This window comes from Natrinema sp. HArc-T2, from assembly GCF_041821085.1.
Classification (GTDB): Archaea; Halobacteriota; Halobacteria; order Halobacteriales; family Natrialbaceae; genus Natrinema.
This window is the reverse complement of sequence record NZ_JBGUAZ010000002.1, coordinates 58,703-72,943: the sequence shown is the minus strand read 5'-3', so window position 1 is coordinate 72,943 and position 14,241 is coordinate 58,703. Positions and strand designations below refer to the sequence as shown.

Here is a 14,241-nt window from a genome sequence, read left to right as displayed (position 1 = left end):
ACAGGCTGGTCGCGCTGTTTTGTGAACCGCTCTCTTGTGTCCGGCTCCGAAGCAAGCGCTCTGCTCGGACTGGCACCTATAGGTACCACACCCACCCCAGCCGATTCGCTCGGTCAGTCTTCCCTCGCTCATCCCTCACGCAGTGTCGAAGCGCAGTCCACCTGTCGTTCACTGCGCTTCAGTGCGCGCCACCGCATGTGGTCTGCTTGTTCGCCGAATCGATAGCGGTCGTCGGTCGGGCGATCGAAACCGGCGGGTTTTACGCCCGGCAGCGCAACGTGACGACCATGAGCAACGACGAGTTTCCGACGGACGAACCCGCCGTCGTGACCTGCGGGTTGCCCTACGCCAACGGCGACCTGCACATCGGTCACCTGCGGGGGTACATCGGTGCTGACGCGTTCAATCGTGCGCTGCAGACGCTTGGCCAGGACTCGATCTATGTCTGCGGATCTGACATGCACGGCACGCCGGTCGCCGTCAACGCCGAACAGGAGGGCGTCGATCCGGAAGACTTCGCACTCGAGTGGCACCACCAGTACGAGGAGACGTTCCCGCAGTTCAACGTCGACTTCGACAACTACGGCCACACCCACGACGAGACCAACGTCGAGACGACCCAGGAAATCGTCCGCACGTTAGACGACGAGGGCTACATCTACGAGAAGGAGATCCAGGTCGCCTACGATCCGGATGCCGACCAGTACCTCCCCGACCGCTACGTCGAGGGTACCTGTCCCTACTGTGGCGCGAAAGCCCGCGGCGACGAGTGTGACGAAGGCTGCCAGCGCCACCTCGAACCAGGTGAGGTCGAAGACCCGACGAGTACGATCACGGGCAATCCCGCGGAGTACCGCGAGCGGACCCACAAGTTCTTCGAGGTCTCGGAGTTCGCTGACTTCCTCACCGACTTTTTGGACGACCTCGAGGGGACCTCGAACGCGCGCAACCAGCCCCGCCAGTGGATCGAAGACGGCCTGCAGGACTGGTGTATCACGCGCGATATGGACTGGGGGATCGATTACCCGAACGGGGAGGCTGACACCGAGGGCGACGACCTCGTCCTCTACGTCTGGGTCGACGCGCCGATCGAGTACATTTCGAGTTCGAAGCAGTACGCCGAGCGCGCCGACGACTTCGACTGGGAACAGGTCTGGAAAGGCGACGGCGAGATCATGCACGTCATCGGTCGGGACATCATCCAGCACCACACGATCTTCTGGCCAGCGATGCTCGAGGGGGCAGGCTACAACAAGCCGCGCGGGATCGCCGCGACCGGCTTCATCACGATCAACGGGAAAGGCCTCTCGACCAGCCGAAATCGCGCGATCTGGGCGAAGGAGTACTTAGAGGAAGGGTTCCACCCCGACCTGCTGCGCTACTACCTGACGACGACCGGCGGGCTCCAGCAGGACGTCGACTTCTCCTGGGAGGCCTTCCAGGAGAAAGTCAACGGCGAACTCGTCGGGACCGTCGGCAACTTCTGGTATCGCTCGCTGCTGTTTGCCTACCGTAACTACGAGGGCACCCCCGACACTGCAGTCTCCGAGGTGGTCGAAGAACGCATCGAGGAGGCGATCGCCGACGTCCGCGAGCACGTCAACGACTACTCCATGCGCGGTGTCGGGCAGGCCGCGACCCAGCTCGCACAGTTCGGCAACGAGTACATCCAGCGCAACGAGCCCTGGAAGCTCACCGACGATGACCCCGAGAAGGCCGCACAGGTTATCCGTGACTGTGTCCAGATCGCCAAGGCAGTCGCCGTCATCCTCGAGCCGATCACCCCCGACAAGGCTCAGGCGCTGTGGACACAGATCGGCGAGGACGGCCAGATCGCCGACGCCCAACTCGAGGAGGCACTCGCGGCACCACCACAGTCCTTCGACGAACCCGGCGAACTCTTCGCGAAGATCGAAGACGAGCGCGTCGAGGAACTAACCGCCAAACTCGAGGAACGCGTCGAAGCCGCCGCGGCTGACGATGACGACGAGGCCGAAACCGAAAGCGACGACACCGACGGGGACGAAACCAGCGATATGGCAGACACCGAGGATCTCGAGCCGCTGCTCGAGGACCGGATCGGATTCGAGGACTTCCAGGAACTGGACATCCGCGTCGGCGAAATCGTCGCCGCCGAGGGGATCGAGGGAGCCGACGACCTCGCGCGTCTCGAGGTCGACATCGGCTTCGAGACGCGCCAGGTCGTTGCGGGGATCAAGCAACTCCACGACCTCGAGGAACTGCCGGGGACGCGGTGCGTGCTGCTGGCGAACATGGAACCCGCAGAGCTGTTCGGCGTCGAATCTAACGGGATGATCCTCGCAGCGGGCGACGAGGCGGACCTGCTGACGACCCACGGCAACGCCGCGCTCGGCGAGAAGATCCAGTAACGGCGTCCTGTTCGTCGAATTTTTGCCGATATCGGACTTGGTAGTCACGTTAGCCGTGCGGATCGACTAACGTTTGCACCAACGGATAGAAATATGTGGGCTGCTATCATGCCTCAGTTGTGCACCGAGGATTCGTTTCCCACCTCGCAGGGCGACCGGTCCTGCGACGGGCACTGGTCCCGATCGGCTGCTTCGCCACGGTCGTCGTCGCCGGCATCGTCGGCTTCTCGGCTCTCGGCAGTGTCGGTCCCCTCGAGGCGACGTTCTGGCTGGTCGATCTGACGAGTATCGACCTGCACTTTCAGGACCATGCTGGCCCCGAGCGAGCGACGAAGGCTTACGCCATCGTGGTGACGGTCGGAATCGTCCTCTCGGGGCTGTGGATCGGCGAAACGGTCGTCACCGAGACGTTCGGCGGACGGATTCCAACGGAGGTATCACGAGCAACAATGCAACGACGAATCGACGACAGCGACGAGCACGTTATCGTCTGCGGGTACGGCATGTTCGGACGAACGATCGCCAACCGGCTCGCCGACGCGGGCCGAACGGTCGTCGTCATCGAGCGCGACGAAGACACCGCGGCACGCGTTCGAGAGGACGGTCATCTGCTCGTCGAGGGCGACGCCAGACAGGAACAGACATTGCGCGCCGCGGGCGTCGAGCGAGCGACGAAACTCGTCGCCGCGATCGACGATTCGAACGTCAACATCCAGATCGCGGTCGTCAGCGGGACGGCAACCGACGCACCCGAAATCCTCGTTCGCGTCGGTGAGGAGATGTACGAGTCGGTCGCGAAGGAAGCCGGTGCCGACGCGGTCATCATCCCCGAAGTCGTCAGCGGCGAGCGCGTGACCCGGCTGCTCGAGCGACCGGCGGACTGATACGGTTTCCTGTCACTGGTTACTGGTGCACCCGCAGGACGATCGTGGGTGCACCGGTACTGACTGACAGCAGATCGTATGAATCACACCTCGTCGACGACCTGCGAGAAGTCCTCGGTCGGGACGACCTCCATCGTCTCGCCCTCGAGGCCGTGGCGGTGGAGCGTCAACGCCGATTTGAACGCTGCCTCGTCGTCGTCGGTCTCGAAGACGACGAGGAAGTCGAACCCGCCGAGGGCCGCATAGGAGTCGTGAAGTTTCGCTCCGTGCGCTTCGAACTCCGTTCTGATCTCGCCCCAGATCGAGGCGAGTTCCTGTGCGTTCTGGACATCGCGGTCGTCGAGATTGACGAGCGTAGCGTAAGTTGGCATGTCGGGTCGGAGGGGCGATCTGCAAAAAACGGTTGGCGTGGCAGACGACGGGGCGACGGTCAACAGGGTGAAGACAGCAACTCGAACGCGAGTAAGTGACCATCTTTTAGGGAGTGCTGGCGGTAGCTCACGATATGAGAAACGCGAAGATCGTCTGTACGCTAGGGCCTGCGTCGAACGACCGGGAGACGATTCGGGACCTCGCCGCGGCTGGGATGTCCGTCGCACGGCTGAATGCGAGTCACGGGACTCGCGAGGATCGTGCGGCCCTGATCGACCGCGTTCGCGATGTCGACGAGGAGCGAGCCGAACCCGTCGCAGTCATGCTCGACACGAAAGGCCCGGAGATCCGGACCGCACCGCTGCCCGAGGGCGAGACGGTGACGCTCGAGACCGACTCCGAGATCCGGTTCGTCGACGGCGACGAGGCAACCCCGGAGACGATCGGGCTCTCGCTGCCGATCGACGCCGTCGAGCCGGGCGATCGCGTCCTGCTGGATGACGGCCTGATCGAGACGACCGTCCTCGAGACCGACGCCGATGGGGTTCGTGCCCGCGTCGACACCGGCGGCGAACTGGGCGGCCGGAAGGGGGTCAACGTCCCCGGCGTCGAACTTGGATTGGATGTCGTCACGGAATCGGACCGGAAAGACCTCGAGCTCGCAGTCGAGAAAGGCGTCGACTTCGTCGCGGCGAGTTTCGTCCGGGACGCCGAAGACGTCTACGAGGTCGGCGAGGTGCTCGAGGAACTGGGGGCGGACATCCCGATCATCGCGAAGATCGAACGCGCCGGCGCGGTCGAGAACATGGACGAGATCATCGACGCGGCCTACGGCGTGATGGTCGCACGCGGCGACCTCGGTGTCGAGTGTCCGATGGAGGACGTGCCGATGATCCAAAAGCGGATCATCCGAACCTGCCGTGAGGCGGGACGCCCGGTTATCACGGCAACCGAGATGCTCGACTCGATGGTCACGGCTCGTCGACCGACGCGCGCGGAAGCCTCGGACGTCGCCAACGCCGTCCTCGACGGCACCGACGGGGTCATGCTCTCGGCCGAGACAGCAGTCGGTGACCATCCTGTGGCCGTCGTCGACGCGATGGACAGCATCGTCCGACAGGTCGAAGAATCCAACGAGTACGCCGAGTTACTCGAGCAGCGGGTCCCAGCCTCGGGCGAGGCGCGGACCGACGCCCTCGCGCGCTCGGCGCGATTCCTTGCGCGGGACATCGATGCGGACGCCGTCGTGGCTGCGACCGAGTCCGGCTATACGGCGCTGAAGACGGCGAAGTATCGCCCCGGTGTGCCGGTCGTCGCCTCGACACCGAGCCAGCAAGTGCGTCGCCAACTCGCGCTGAGCTGGGGCGTGTCCCCGTTGTACGCCGACGTCTCGGGGCAGGGTGCCGACGCCGTCGTCGAAAACGCCGTCCAGGCCGCCCTCGATGCTGGTGTCGCCGAAAGCGGCGATACCGTCGTCGTCCTCTGTGGGATGATGACCGAACTCGAGGGGGCGAACACGACGAACATGCTGAAAGTCCACGTCGCCGCCGACACGCTGACGACCGGCCAGGTCGTCGTCGAGGGGCGGGCGACCGGCCCGGTCGTCCATCTGTCGGACGGCGACCTCTCGGCGGTGCCCGACGGGGCTATTGTCGCACTGCCTGCCGACTTCGACGAGGAGTTTTCCGGCGAGACGAGCCGCCTCGGCGGCATCGTCAACGCCGAGCGAGGAATGACCGGCTATCCGGCGCTTGTCGCGCGTGAGTTGGGGATTCCGATGCTCAGCGATGCCGACGTCACGGCGCTGACGGAGGGCGAAGCGGTCACCCTCGACGCCGAACACGGTGTCGTCTACGGCGGCGACATCGGGGACCGACACGAGCGTGCCTGAGACTCGCGACTGCCCGGGCCCCCTCTACTCACGCCGCCACGGTTCGGACCGCGGGTTTTTGACGCCCGGGCCAGTATAGCTGCGTATGGCAAACGAGCCGTCCGGACCCGGCGACGACGCCGACGATCGATGGAGCGAGTCGTCGACGGCGAACCCGGACAGCGGACCGGCAAGCGACTCGAGCCCGGCCGATCGCGTCGAGCGAGCCGACGAGGACGATCGGATCCCGCTCGATCTCTCTGCGAACGACGGGGCCAATGACGCGACCGAGACCGAGTCTGACGGCTATACACCCGAAGCCAGCTCGACGCCGATCGAACCCGGCGATCCCGACCTCGAGAACGCGTTGTTCGTCTTGCTTGGTGCGATTGCGATGGTGCTCGTCATCGCTCGCCTCCTGATGCTGCCGCTCGGGTGAGCTGTCCACGTTCGACCGATTATCTCACTTCTTCCGTGCGGTAAACATTTAATCGGCACAAGGCCTAACCCCGCATATGGTCGAATCCCTCGTGGGGAATATCCCGCTGTTGTTGCTCGTTGCGGGGCTCGTGTTGATGGTCCTCGAGGCCATCTCGCCCGGTGCCCACCTCATCGTCATCGGGATCGCGCTGGTCGGTGCCGGCCTCGTGGGTATGGTCTTCCCGCCCGCAGCGAGCCCGTTCATCTTGGCCGCATTGACGCTCGTCATCGGGCTCGCTGCGGCCTACGTCTACCGGGAGTTCGACTTCTACGGCGGGAAAGGGACCGCCCGGACGACGGACTCGGATTCGCTTGCCGGTCGGACGGGCTACGTCACCGAGACCGTCACGACTCGCGACGGCGAGGTCAAACTCGACGGCGGCGGCTTTGCGCCCTACTATAGCGCACGGACGACCGATGGCACGATTTCGGAGGGTGAAGAGATCATCGTTCTCGATCCGGGCGGCGGGAACGTACTGACGGTCGAATCGCTTGAGGCACTCGGCGAAGACGAGATCGATCGGGCGCTTGCACGCATGGACGAGTCGTCCGAGCCCGAGCCCGATTCCACCGACCGACCCAACAGCGAGCGAACTGACGATGTCGACGACGAGCGGGAGACCGAAACCGAGACGGAACGATCGGGAAACTGAGTGACATTCTCGCGCATATGTTGCTGAAACAAGGGAACGCTTTTCTCCCCGCCGTCGTAACCCCGAAATATGGTGACATCATTGGTTCCACTGCAAACTACCGGCGGTGCCCTGTTAATCGTCGGTGCCCTCGTCCTCGTTCTCGTCATCGCCGCGTTGCTCAGTGCGATCGAGATCGTCGACGCGTACGAGAAACGTGCCCTCACAGTCTTCGGTGAGTACCGCAAACTCTTGGAGCCGGGGATCAACTTCGTCCCGCCGTTCGTCTCGAACACCTACCGGTTCGACATGCGAACGCAGACGCTTGACGTCCCCCGGCAGGAAGCGATCACGCGGGACAACTCGCCGGTGACCGCCGACGCCGTCGTCTACATCAAGGTGATGGATGCAAAGAAGGCCTTCCTCCAGGTCGACGACTACAAGCGCGCCGTCTCGAATCTCGCCCAGACCACGCTGCGTGCCGTGCTCGGCGACATGGAACTCGACGACACGCTGAACAAACGCCAAGAGATCAACGCACGCATCCGCCAGGAACTCGACGAACCCACCGACGAGTGGGGGATCCGCGTCGAGTCGGTCGAAGTCCGCGAGGTCAACCCCTCGAAGGACGTCCAGCGCGCGATGGAACAACAGACCTCCGCCGAGCGGAAACGCCGTGCCATGATCCTCGAGGCACAGGGTGAACGCCGCAGTGCCGTCGAGAAAGCGGAGGGTGACAAACAGAGCGAGATCATCCGCGCCCAGGGTGAGAAACAGAGCCAGATCCTCGAGGCCCAGGGTGACGCGATTTCGACGGTCCTGCGGGCGCGCTCGGCCGAATCGATGGGCGAACGCGCCGTTATCGACAAGGGTATGGAGACGCTCGCCGACATCGGCCAGGGCGAGTCGACGACGTTCGTCATGCCCCAGGAACTCACCTCGCTGGTCGGGCGCTACGGCAAGCACCTCTCGGGCAGCGACGTCGAAGCCGACGGCGCTGAACTCGAGAGCCGCGAGTTCGACGAGGAAACCCGCGAGCTGATCGGGCTCGACGACATCGCCGAGATCATCGGCGAGATCGATCAGGAGGCGGACATGGACGTCGAGGCGATGGAACAGGAGGCCCAGGCGATCAAGGAAGGAAAAGATCCCGCGGAGATCTCCGATCCGGACGAGGTCATCGAGGAAATGGATCAGGACTTCCAGGGACAGACCGACGGCGGCACTGACGTGCCGAACGACGACACGGAGGATACTGCGACGAACAACTGACGACGGACTCGGTCGGTCAGCGCCGCCCCTTTTGAGTCGCTTTTCGCTGAAATTCCATCGCCTTCGAACTCATGGCTACTATCGGACGGCGCTGGCCCGCAGTCACCCCCGTTTTGTATCACGTGCTCGAACTGTATTCGAGAGCTAATTAGTAGTTTTCAGTGAACAAAGCGGAGCGAAACCGGTTTTACCGGGCGCGCCGTGCTGGACGATAGATAGTAATGACAGCACCCGATGGGGTCGACGACGAGAAACGAGCGACCCTCCGCCGGTTTGCCGCTCTCGGTGCCGCCTCCCCGCTGGTTGGCCGATCGAGTTCGGCGGCGGCCGAAACGGGTGAAAGCGACGCCCGCGACGCGATCGCGGGCTATCTCTCGACGACGCCCGGTGCGCACTTCTCGAAGATCCGTGACGACCTCCAGCTCGGCACCGGCGAAACCCAACATCACTTGCGTCGGCTCGAGGACGCGGGTGCGATCGAGCGTTATCGCGACGGCGACTACAAACGCTTCGTCACAGCCGGTCGGTTCGACGAATTCGAGAAACGGGCGCTTGGCTATCTGCGGCGGGAGACCCCGCGCGGCATGCTGATCGAACTCCTGTCGAATCCCGACGCCACCGCCGGCGACCTCGCCGAGGCGCTCGACGTCTCGGCCCCGACGGTGAGCAAGTACGCCGGCCAACTCGAGGAGGCCGGCCTCCTCTCGCGGGACGATGGCTACGCCGTCGAGCGCCCGGAAGCGGTGTTGTTACTGGTCGTCGGTCACGCCGACTCCTTCGGCGAGCGGGCACAAAACTTCGCCCGGAACGCCGATCAGTTACTCGACTACCGCGGCTAAGCCACTATTAGCAGCCGGTAAGATCGTCTTACAGTACTGGTTCGTCGATGACCGACAGCACCTCGGTCAGTGACTCGAGTTCGTAGGTCGGATCGTCTTACAGTACTGGTTCGTCGATGACCGACAGCACCTCGGTCAGTGACTCGAGTTCGTAGGTCGCGTTCGGCGGACACTCGCGCTCGCGGTTGTGCGACCGCCGGAGGAACGCGGTCTCGAGGCCAGCCGCCTGTCCGGCGACGACATCTTTCGGGGAGTCGCCGACGTAGAGCCCGTCGGAGACGTCAAGCTCGGCGAGTGCCTCCTCGAGGTAGTACGGATCTGGCTTGCGGCGTTCGTAGCCCTCGAGTGTCGGATCGCGCCCGCGAACGACGTCGAAATCGATTCCCACGAATTCCGTGACGAACTCGGCTGTTTCCTGGCGATTGTTGGTGACCAGACCGGTCGTAGTTCGATCGGTCAGTTCGCGGATCGCCGCAACGTCTTCGTAGATGCCGCGCTCACCCGACCGAAGGCGGTCGTGCGTGCCACTCGAGGCGTGTGTCTCCTTCAGTGTCCAGAACCGTGCCGGATCGATTCCGAGCTCCTCGCAGTGTGTCCGAATCCGTTCGTACTCGTGGGTTCTAAAGTCGCGACGCTGGGCCGGCGTCGGTTCGGCTCCCAGTTCGGCGAGGGCCGCGTCCGCTGCGTCGGCGTATACCTGCGGGTCCGTGCGTGGCTCCTCGAGGAGGACCCCGTCCATGTCGAACAGTACCGTCGTCATCTATCCGGATGGAGGGCGTGCAGCGAAAAGAGAGTTCGGCGTCGCTGGTCGCTGGGTGGCGACGGTCGAAACGATCGGTAAAAACGAGCTGAAATGGCACCGGATGCCGAGATGGCGTTAAACGTCGACTTTCCAGGTGGTACTGGAGGAGTACCCCCATTTCTCGATTTCGACGTCGTAGTTGCCTTCCTGCAGGGCGGTGATGTTCGACCCGACCTCTTTCGCCGTCATCCCGAGTTCCTTGCCGATGAGGCGGGATTTGAAGTACGTCTTCGTCGCCGCGTTGTTCCGAAGGTACTCCAGAATCCGCTGTTGTTTGCTCGTGAGGTCGGGGGCCATTGCAGTGCTCATACATCTGTGGATGACAGGATCGACCTTAGGGGGTTTGGTACGCACGGTTAACTGGCTCCAGTCATGCGGTTTTACCCGCGAGTAAGAGATGAATAATCGGTCGGAAAGGGTCCGTTGGTACAGCCGGTTAAACCATTCGTGGTTCTGACACTCAGCTGATCGTGATGATTACTGGTCGATGTGATCAGATCAGTGGATCGACCGTCAAGCGCGCCAGCCGTTCGACGGGCGTCAATCGTCGCCGCCGTAATACGCCGTGAGAAACGGGCCGATCGAACACGCGACCGCTTCACCGAGTGCCCGTGTTCGATCGGTCAGCCCAGCCGTCAGCGCGCCTGCAGCACCCTCGGATTCGGCGAGGCCGTCAGTTCCGAGCAGGTCGTCCATCACCGGCCCCAACTCCGCACCGGCGTCAACCCGCTCGGCGACGCTGTCGGGAAGCCGCAGTGCCGGGCCACTGCCACGCTCCAGTCGATCGCCGTCGGTCACGGCTCCCCACATGATCAACGAGAGTCCCGGCACGCCCTCGAGTCGCGCCACCCCTCCCTCGAGCCCGACGCCATAGTCGGCATCGGTCGCCGCAAGCGCTCGCCGGGCGCGGTTCTCGGCGCCGGCGACGGTTTCCTCGATCGACCACGGCTGTTCGCCCACCCCGGAGTCGACGTCAACGGCGACGACGGTCGGTTCGTATGGCTCGAGCGTTCGCTCGACTGCGTCGACCTTGACAGGGTTTGTACTGCCGACTGCAAGCTTCATAGCGACCGTTCGAACGGCGGACAGTTGGTGGCTCCGGTTCGGCTGATACTGTGCTTTAATGTTTCTATCTATCATACTCTTTTGCCCGAATTACCCGTTTTCGAGGCTTATCTGGCTGAGATTTCGAAACCCTTATCCTTCGAGTGTCTGAACGTGGGAGGTAACGGATCCGTCCGGGCTTTTGCGATCGGTTCGGCCGGGCAGCACTCGCCACCGTATGACTAACGCACCATCGAACACGAGAGTACGACGTAGCGAACCCCAAACGAACGAACAGGAGACCGAAACCGAGGACGAAGACCTGGTCTGTCCCGAATGTGCCGGCCAGCTCGTCGTTGACGACGAACACGGCGAGACGGTCTGTGAGGACTGTGGACTGGTCGTCGAGGAAGACTCGGTCGACCGCGGTCCCGAATGGCGTGCGTTCGACGCCGCCGAGAAAAACGAGAAGTCCCGCGTGGGCGCGCCCACGACCAACACGATGCACGACAAGGGGCTCTCGACGAACATCGACTGGCGTAACAAAGACGCCTACGGCAACTCGCTTGGCTCGCGCCAGCGCGAGAAGATGCAGCGCCTGCGCAAGTGGAACGAGCGCTTCCGCACGCGCGACTCCAAGGAGCGCAACCTGAAACAGGCACTCGGCGAGATCGACCGGATGGCCTCCGCGCTCGGCCTCCCCACGAACGTCCGCGAGACGGCCAGCGTCATCTACCGGCGCGCGCTCGACGAGGACCTTCTTCCTGGGCGCTCCATCGAGGGCGTCTCCACGGCCTGTGTCTACGCTGCCGCCCGCCAGGCCGGCGTCCCCCGGAGCCTCGACGAGATCGCCGACGTCTCCCGTGTCGAGAAAAACGAAATCGCGCGCACCTACCGCTACGTGGTCCGCGAGCTCGGCCTCGAGGTCCAGCCCGCCGACCCCGAGAGCTACGTCCCCCGCTTTGCCTCGGGGCTCGAACTCTCGGACGAGGCCGAACACCGCGCGCGCTCGCTGCTCCAGAACGCCAAGGAGAAGGGCGTCCACAGCGGCAAGTCGCCGGTCGGCCTTGCGGCCGCCGCGGTCTACGCCGCCGCACTGCTGACCAACGAGAAGACCACGCAGGCTGCCGTCTCCGACGTTGCCGACATCTCCGAAGTCACCATCCGCAACCGGTACCACGAGCTCCTCGAGGCCGAGGAGACCATCGGAATGGCATAATCGCGGCACTCGCCGGAACGATACCGTTTTTGTCGCGCTGGACCGCACTCCGTAGCAATGGGACTGACCTTCGATTCCTTCGTGCTCGCAGCGTCGACAGCCGACCTCTCGGACGAACCTGCGGCCCGCGAGCACGCCGATGCGATCGAATTTCGAATGGACTTAGCCGACGAGCCGCTGGCTGCGCTCGAGGCCTACGACGGCGAGTTGCCGATCCTCGCGACGAACCGGGCCGAATGGGAGGGTGGTGAGGCTAACGATGAAGGACGACTCGAGGCACTGGCCGAGGCAACCGCGTTCGAGGCCGTCGAGGCGATTGACGTCGAACTCGAGTCGATTTTGGATGGGGAAGCCGAGGGGGTGCTCGAGACGGCTCGCGAGCGCGACGTGTCGATCGTCGCGTCGGCCCACGACTTCGAAGGGACACCGCCACGGAAAGAACTAGTGCGGACGCTAACCGAGGCGGGCAAGTACGCCGACGTGGCGAAGCTGGCGGTGACAGCCGAATCGAAGGCCGATACGCTCGCGTTGCTGTCGGCGACCGAGCAGCTGACCTCGCACGGGGACACTGTTGCCACGATGGCGATGGGCGAGGTCGGGAGTCACACACGTGCGGTGGCTCCGGTGTACGGGTCGAAAATTGGGTATGCGCCTGTCGATCCTGCGGAGGCGACTGCGCCGGGACAGTACGACCTCGAGACACTGTCACGGCTCGTTTCTGATCTCGCCTAATTACTGCTCAGTAATCTCAACCGAGAAGAACGGTGTACTGGTTCGCGAAGGAGAAAAGAAAATCTTCCCGCGGCCGTAACGGCACCGGGCCCACCGTTCCTACTCCGTCTTTTCTGCGATGATCGTGAGCGTTTCGTCGAAGGTACCAGCGTCGGCCCCGAACGTCCGGATTCGGAATCCGACGTCGACGTGTTCACCGACACCGAGTTCGGCAGGGTCGTCTCGGAGCGACGTTTCATCGTCGTCCGCCACGTCATACAGTTCGATCTCGAGTTCGGAGTTGGTCTCGTGTTTGGAGTAGACCGTGACGGTCTGTGTCCCCCGATTCTCGATGCGGAGCAGGCCTTCGGTGGAATTTTGATCCCCTGACTCGTTAGCGTCTCGGTCAAACTCGTACACAGAGTCGACGCCGAGTCCGAGACGGGGGTCATCTAATCGTTCCTCCAGACCGGGGAAGCTGAACTCCACTTTCTCGGGTGTATCGTCCTCGACACTTCGTTTACCGTCGCCGAGCTGTTGGAGTATCAACAACGCATCGTTGTCATCCACGGTCTGGACGTCTAAACGACGCTCGGCGCCGACGCTCGTGAAGGCATCGGATCCCAGCACGAGACTGGAACTGGCCGCGAGCCCGCCTAGACCGACGATGAACTGTCGTCTTTTCATGATTATAACAAACGGGCGCGACGTTTACGCCCGTCAGCTAAATCCAGTTACTCGACCTCGGCCGCGGCGACAGCTTTGATCACGATGTCATCGTCGAAGTTGACCTCTCCATTTGTAGTATCGACTGAGAGGCCAATGTTGTGTAGGGTCTCTCCGACCGTAAGCTTGGGTGCAGCTTCGTATCCTGCTGGGTTCTTTGGGTCGTTTACGTCGGCTGGGTCACTGGGATCAAGATTGCTTGTGTCTGAGAATGCACCCTGGTTATTACCGGTACCTGTCATTTTGTAGTTCGTTCCACCGTCGTCGTCATGGAACATGGAGACTCCAGTCGGGAGTCCTTCTGCCCACACGTACACTGCCTGTGAACCCTCGTTACTCGCTTGGAAGAGATTCCGGACGATGGTTTTCGCGTCGTCATTGACGCCGTCGCCAGCTGCGGTCGAGATATCGATTGATATTGCGTTACCGGTCTCATCGACATACTCGTTAGCGTTCGGCGTACCTTCTGCCTCAAGCGCTAACAACGCGTCAGCATCGTCAGCAGTCTCAACCACTAGCTTTCGATTCGCACTTACACTCGTGAATGCGCCTGAACCGACGAGCGCGCTTGCACCGATAGCTGTACTCCCTGCTCCGATCAGGAATTTACGTCGTTCCATAGTTCTGTCACCTGTCGCGTCTCTCTCGAGCTCGCGTCAACCAACCGATCGTCGACCACCTCGAGTTCGACGCGTCGATTCAGGGTGATGGGAGACTCCCTGTTTTGTATACACCGCCAGCGGTGACCGCAGCCATCGCCAGTCGTCTCGACACGGGCCGTCTGCAGAGATGGGAAAACAATTGTTTACTCGAAGCGAGAGATGTTGGGGACCGTCTAACCGACGGTAGCAGGATCATAATCAACTCGTGACGTTTTCGATAGCGAGACCGGCACGCTGTGAACTGGCCTCATCGACGACCCGTTTCAAGGCATGAATCACCGACTTTGTCTGTGGTGGAATAACTGTTCGAGTCCGTTCTGGGCGCACCCTTCGCACAC

The 14,241-nt window shown here is 62.8% G+C and carries 15 protein-coding genes; 9 read left to right on the top strand and 6 right to left on the bottom strand.

The features are described from left to right. Window positions 1–287: 287 nt before the first annotated feature. The gene (gene metG / locus ACERI1_RS04730; protein ID WP_373616923.1) at window positions 288–2,390 is read left to right on the top strand and encodes a methionine--tRNA ligase; all 2,103 of its coding nucleotides are present in this window, start codon (window positions 288–290) and stop codon (window positions 2,388–2,390) included. A 119-nt stretch (window positions 2,391–2,509) separates the two neighbouring features. After that, entirely contained in the window at window positions 2,510–3,274 is a 765-nt protein-coding gene (locus ACERI1_RS04725) for a TrkA family potassium uptake protein (RefSeq protein ID WP_373616922.1), read from the top strand. Between the two features lie 83 nt (window positions 3,275–3,357). On the opposite strand, the gene ACERI1_RS04720 is transcribed toward ACERI1_RS04725, so the two are convergent. Continuing rightward, a complete protein-coding gene (locus ACERI1_RS04720; RefSeq protein WP_138778188.1) occupies window positions 3,358–3,645 on the bottom strand; it encodes a GYD domain-containing protein in 288 nt (95 codons plus the stop codon). Window positions 3,646–3,779: 134 nt separating this feature from the next. Between ACERI1_RS04720 and pyk the strand changes: the two genes are divergently transcribed. The 5 genes from pyk to ACERI1_RS04695 all read left to right on the top strand — a co-directional run bounded on the left by pyk (window position 3,780) and on the right by ACERI1_RS04695 (window position 8,739). Further along, a complete protein-coding gene (pyk, locus tag ACERI1_RS04715) occupies window positions 3,780–5,537 on the top strand; it encodes a pyruvate kinase (RefSeq protein ID WP_373616921.1) in 1,758 nt (585 codons plus the stop codon). Between the two features lie 85 nt (window positions 5,538–5,622). Further along, window positions 5,623–5,955, top strand: a complete 333-nt coding sequence (locus ACERI1_RS04710) for a hypothetical protein (protein ID WP_373616920.1) — start codon at window positions 5,623–5,625, stop codon at window positions 5,953–5,955. 76 nt (window positions 5,956–6,031) lie between these two features. Continuing rightward, the gene (locus ACERI1_RS04705; protein WP_373616919.1) at window positions 6,032–6,649 is read left to right on the top strand and encodes an NfeD family protein; all 618 of its coding nucleotides are present in this window, start codon (window positions 6,032–6,034) and stop codon (window positions 6,647–6,649) included. A 69-nt stretch (window positions 6,650–6,718) separates the two neighbouring features. Then, window positions 6,719–7,900, top strand: a complete 1,182-nt coding sequence (locus tag ACERI1_RS04700) for an SPFH domain-containing protein (RefSeq protein ID WP_373616918.1) — start codon at window positions 6,719–6,721, stop codon at window positions 7,898–7,900. A 221-nt stretch (window positions 7,901–8,121) separates the two neighbouring features. Then, window positions 8,122–8,739, top strand: coding sequence for a winged helix-turn-helix transcriptional regulator (locus ACERI1_RS04695; RefSeq protein ID WP_373616917.1), 618 nt, complete (start codon window positions 8,122–8,124; stop codon window positions 8,737–8,739). 97 nt (window positions 8,740–8,836) lie between these two features. Here ACERI1_RS04695 and ACERI1_RS04690 read toward each other — a convergent pair whose 3' ends face one another. From ACERI1_RS04690 to yjjX, 3 genes are all read right to left on the bottom strand, one after another. Further along, on the bottom strand, window positions 8,837–9,499 hold the full coding sequence (locus ACERI1_RS04690) for an HAD family hydrolase (protein ID WP_373616916.1): 663 nt from the start codon (window positions 9,497–9,499) through the stop codon (window positions 8,837–8,839). Between the two features lie 117 nt (window positions 9,500–9,616). Further along, window positions 9,617–9,838 carry a hypothetical protein gene (locus ACERI1_RS04685; protein ID WP_373617486.1) on the bottom strand — a complete coding sequence of 74 codons (222 nt, stop codon included), beginning with the start codon at window positions 9,836–9,838 and terminating at the stop codon, window positions 9,617–9,619. A gap of 243 nt (window positions 9,839–10,081) precedes the next feature. After that, entirely contained in the window at window positions 10,082–10,606 is a 525-nt protein-coding gene (yjjX, locus tag ACERI1_RS04680) for an inosine/xanthosine triphosphatase (protein ID WP_373616915.1), read from the bottom strand. A gap of 217 nt (window positions 10,607–10,823) precedes the next feature. Here yjjX and ACERI1_RS04675 point away from each other — a divergent pair, with 217 nt between their 5' ends. Together ACERI1_RS04675 and ACERI1_RS04670 are read left to right on the top strand one after the other, a co-directional pair. Beyond that, window positions 10,824–11,804, top strand: coding sequence for a transcription initiation factor IIB family protein (locus tag ACERI1_RS04675; protein ID WP_008008992.1), 981 nt, complete (start codon window positions 10,824–10,826; stop codon window positions 11,802–11,804). Between the two features lie 57 nt (window positions 11,805–11,861). Beyond that, entirely contained in the window at window positions 11,862–12,536 is a 675-nt protein-coding gene (locus ACERI1_RS04670) for a type I 3-dehydroquinate dehydratase (protein ID WP_373616914.1), read from the top strand. Window positions 12,537–12,635: 99 nt separating this feature from the next. On the opposite strand, the gene ACERI1_RS04665 is transcribed toward ACERI1_RS04670, so the two are convergent. Together ACERI1_RS04665 and ACERI1_RS04660 are read right to left on the bottom strand one after the other, a co-directional pair. Continuing rightward, window positions 12,636–13,202 (bottom strand): hypothetical protein, encoded by a 567-nt coding sequence (locus tag ACERI1_RS04665; protein WP_373616913.1) that lies wholly within the window; start codon window positions 13,200–13,202, stop codon window positions 12,636–12,638. Window positions 13,203–13,249: 47 nt separating this feature from the next. After that, window positions 13,250–13,861 carry a hypothetical protein gene (locus ACERI1_RS04660; RefSeq protein ID WP_373616912.1) on the bottom strand — a complete coding sequence of 204 codons (612 nt, stop codon included), beginning with the start codon at window positions 13,859–13,861 and terminating at the stop codon, window positions 13,250–13,252. Between the last annotated feature and the right edge of the window lie 380 nt (window positions 13,862–14,241).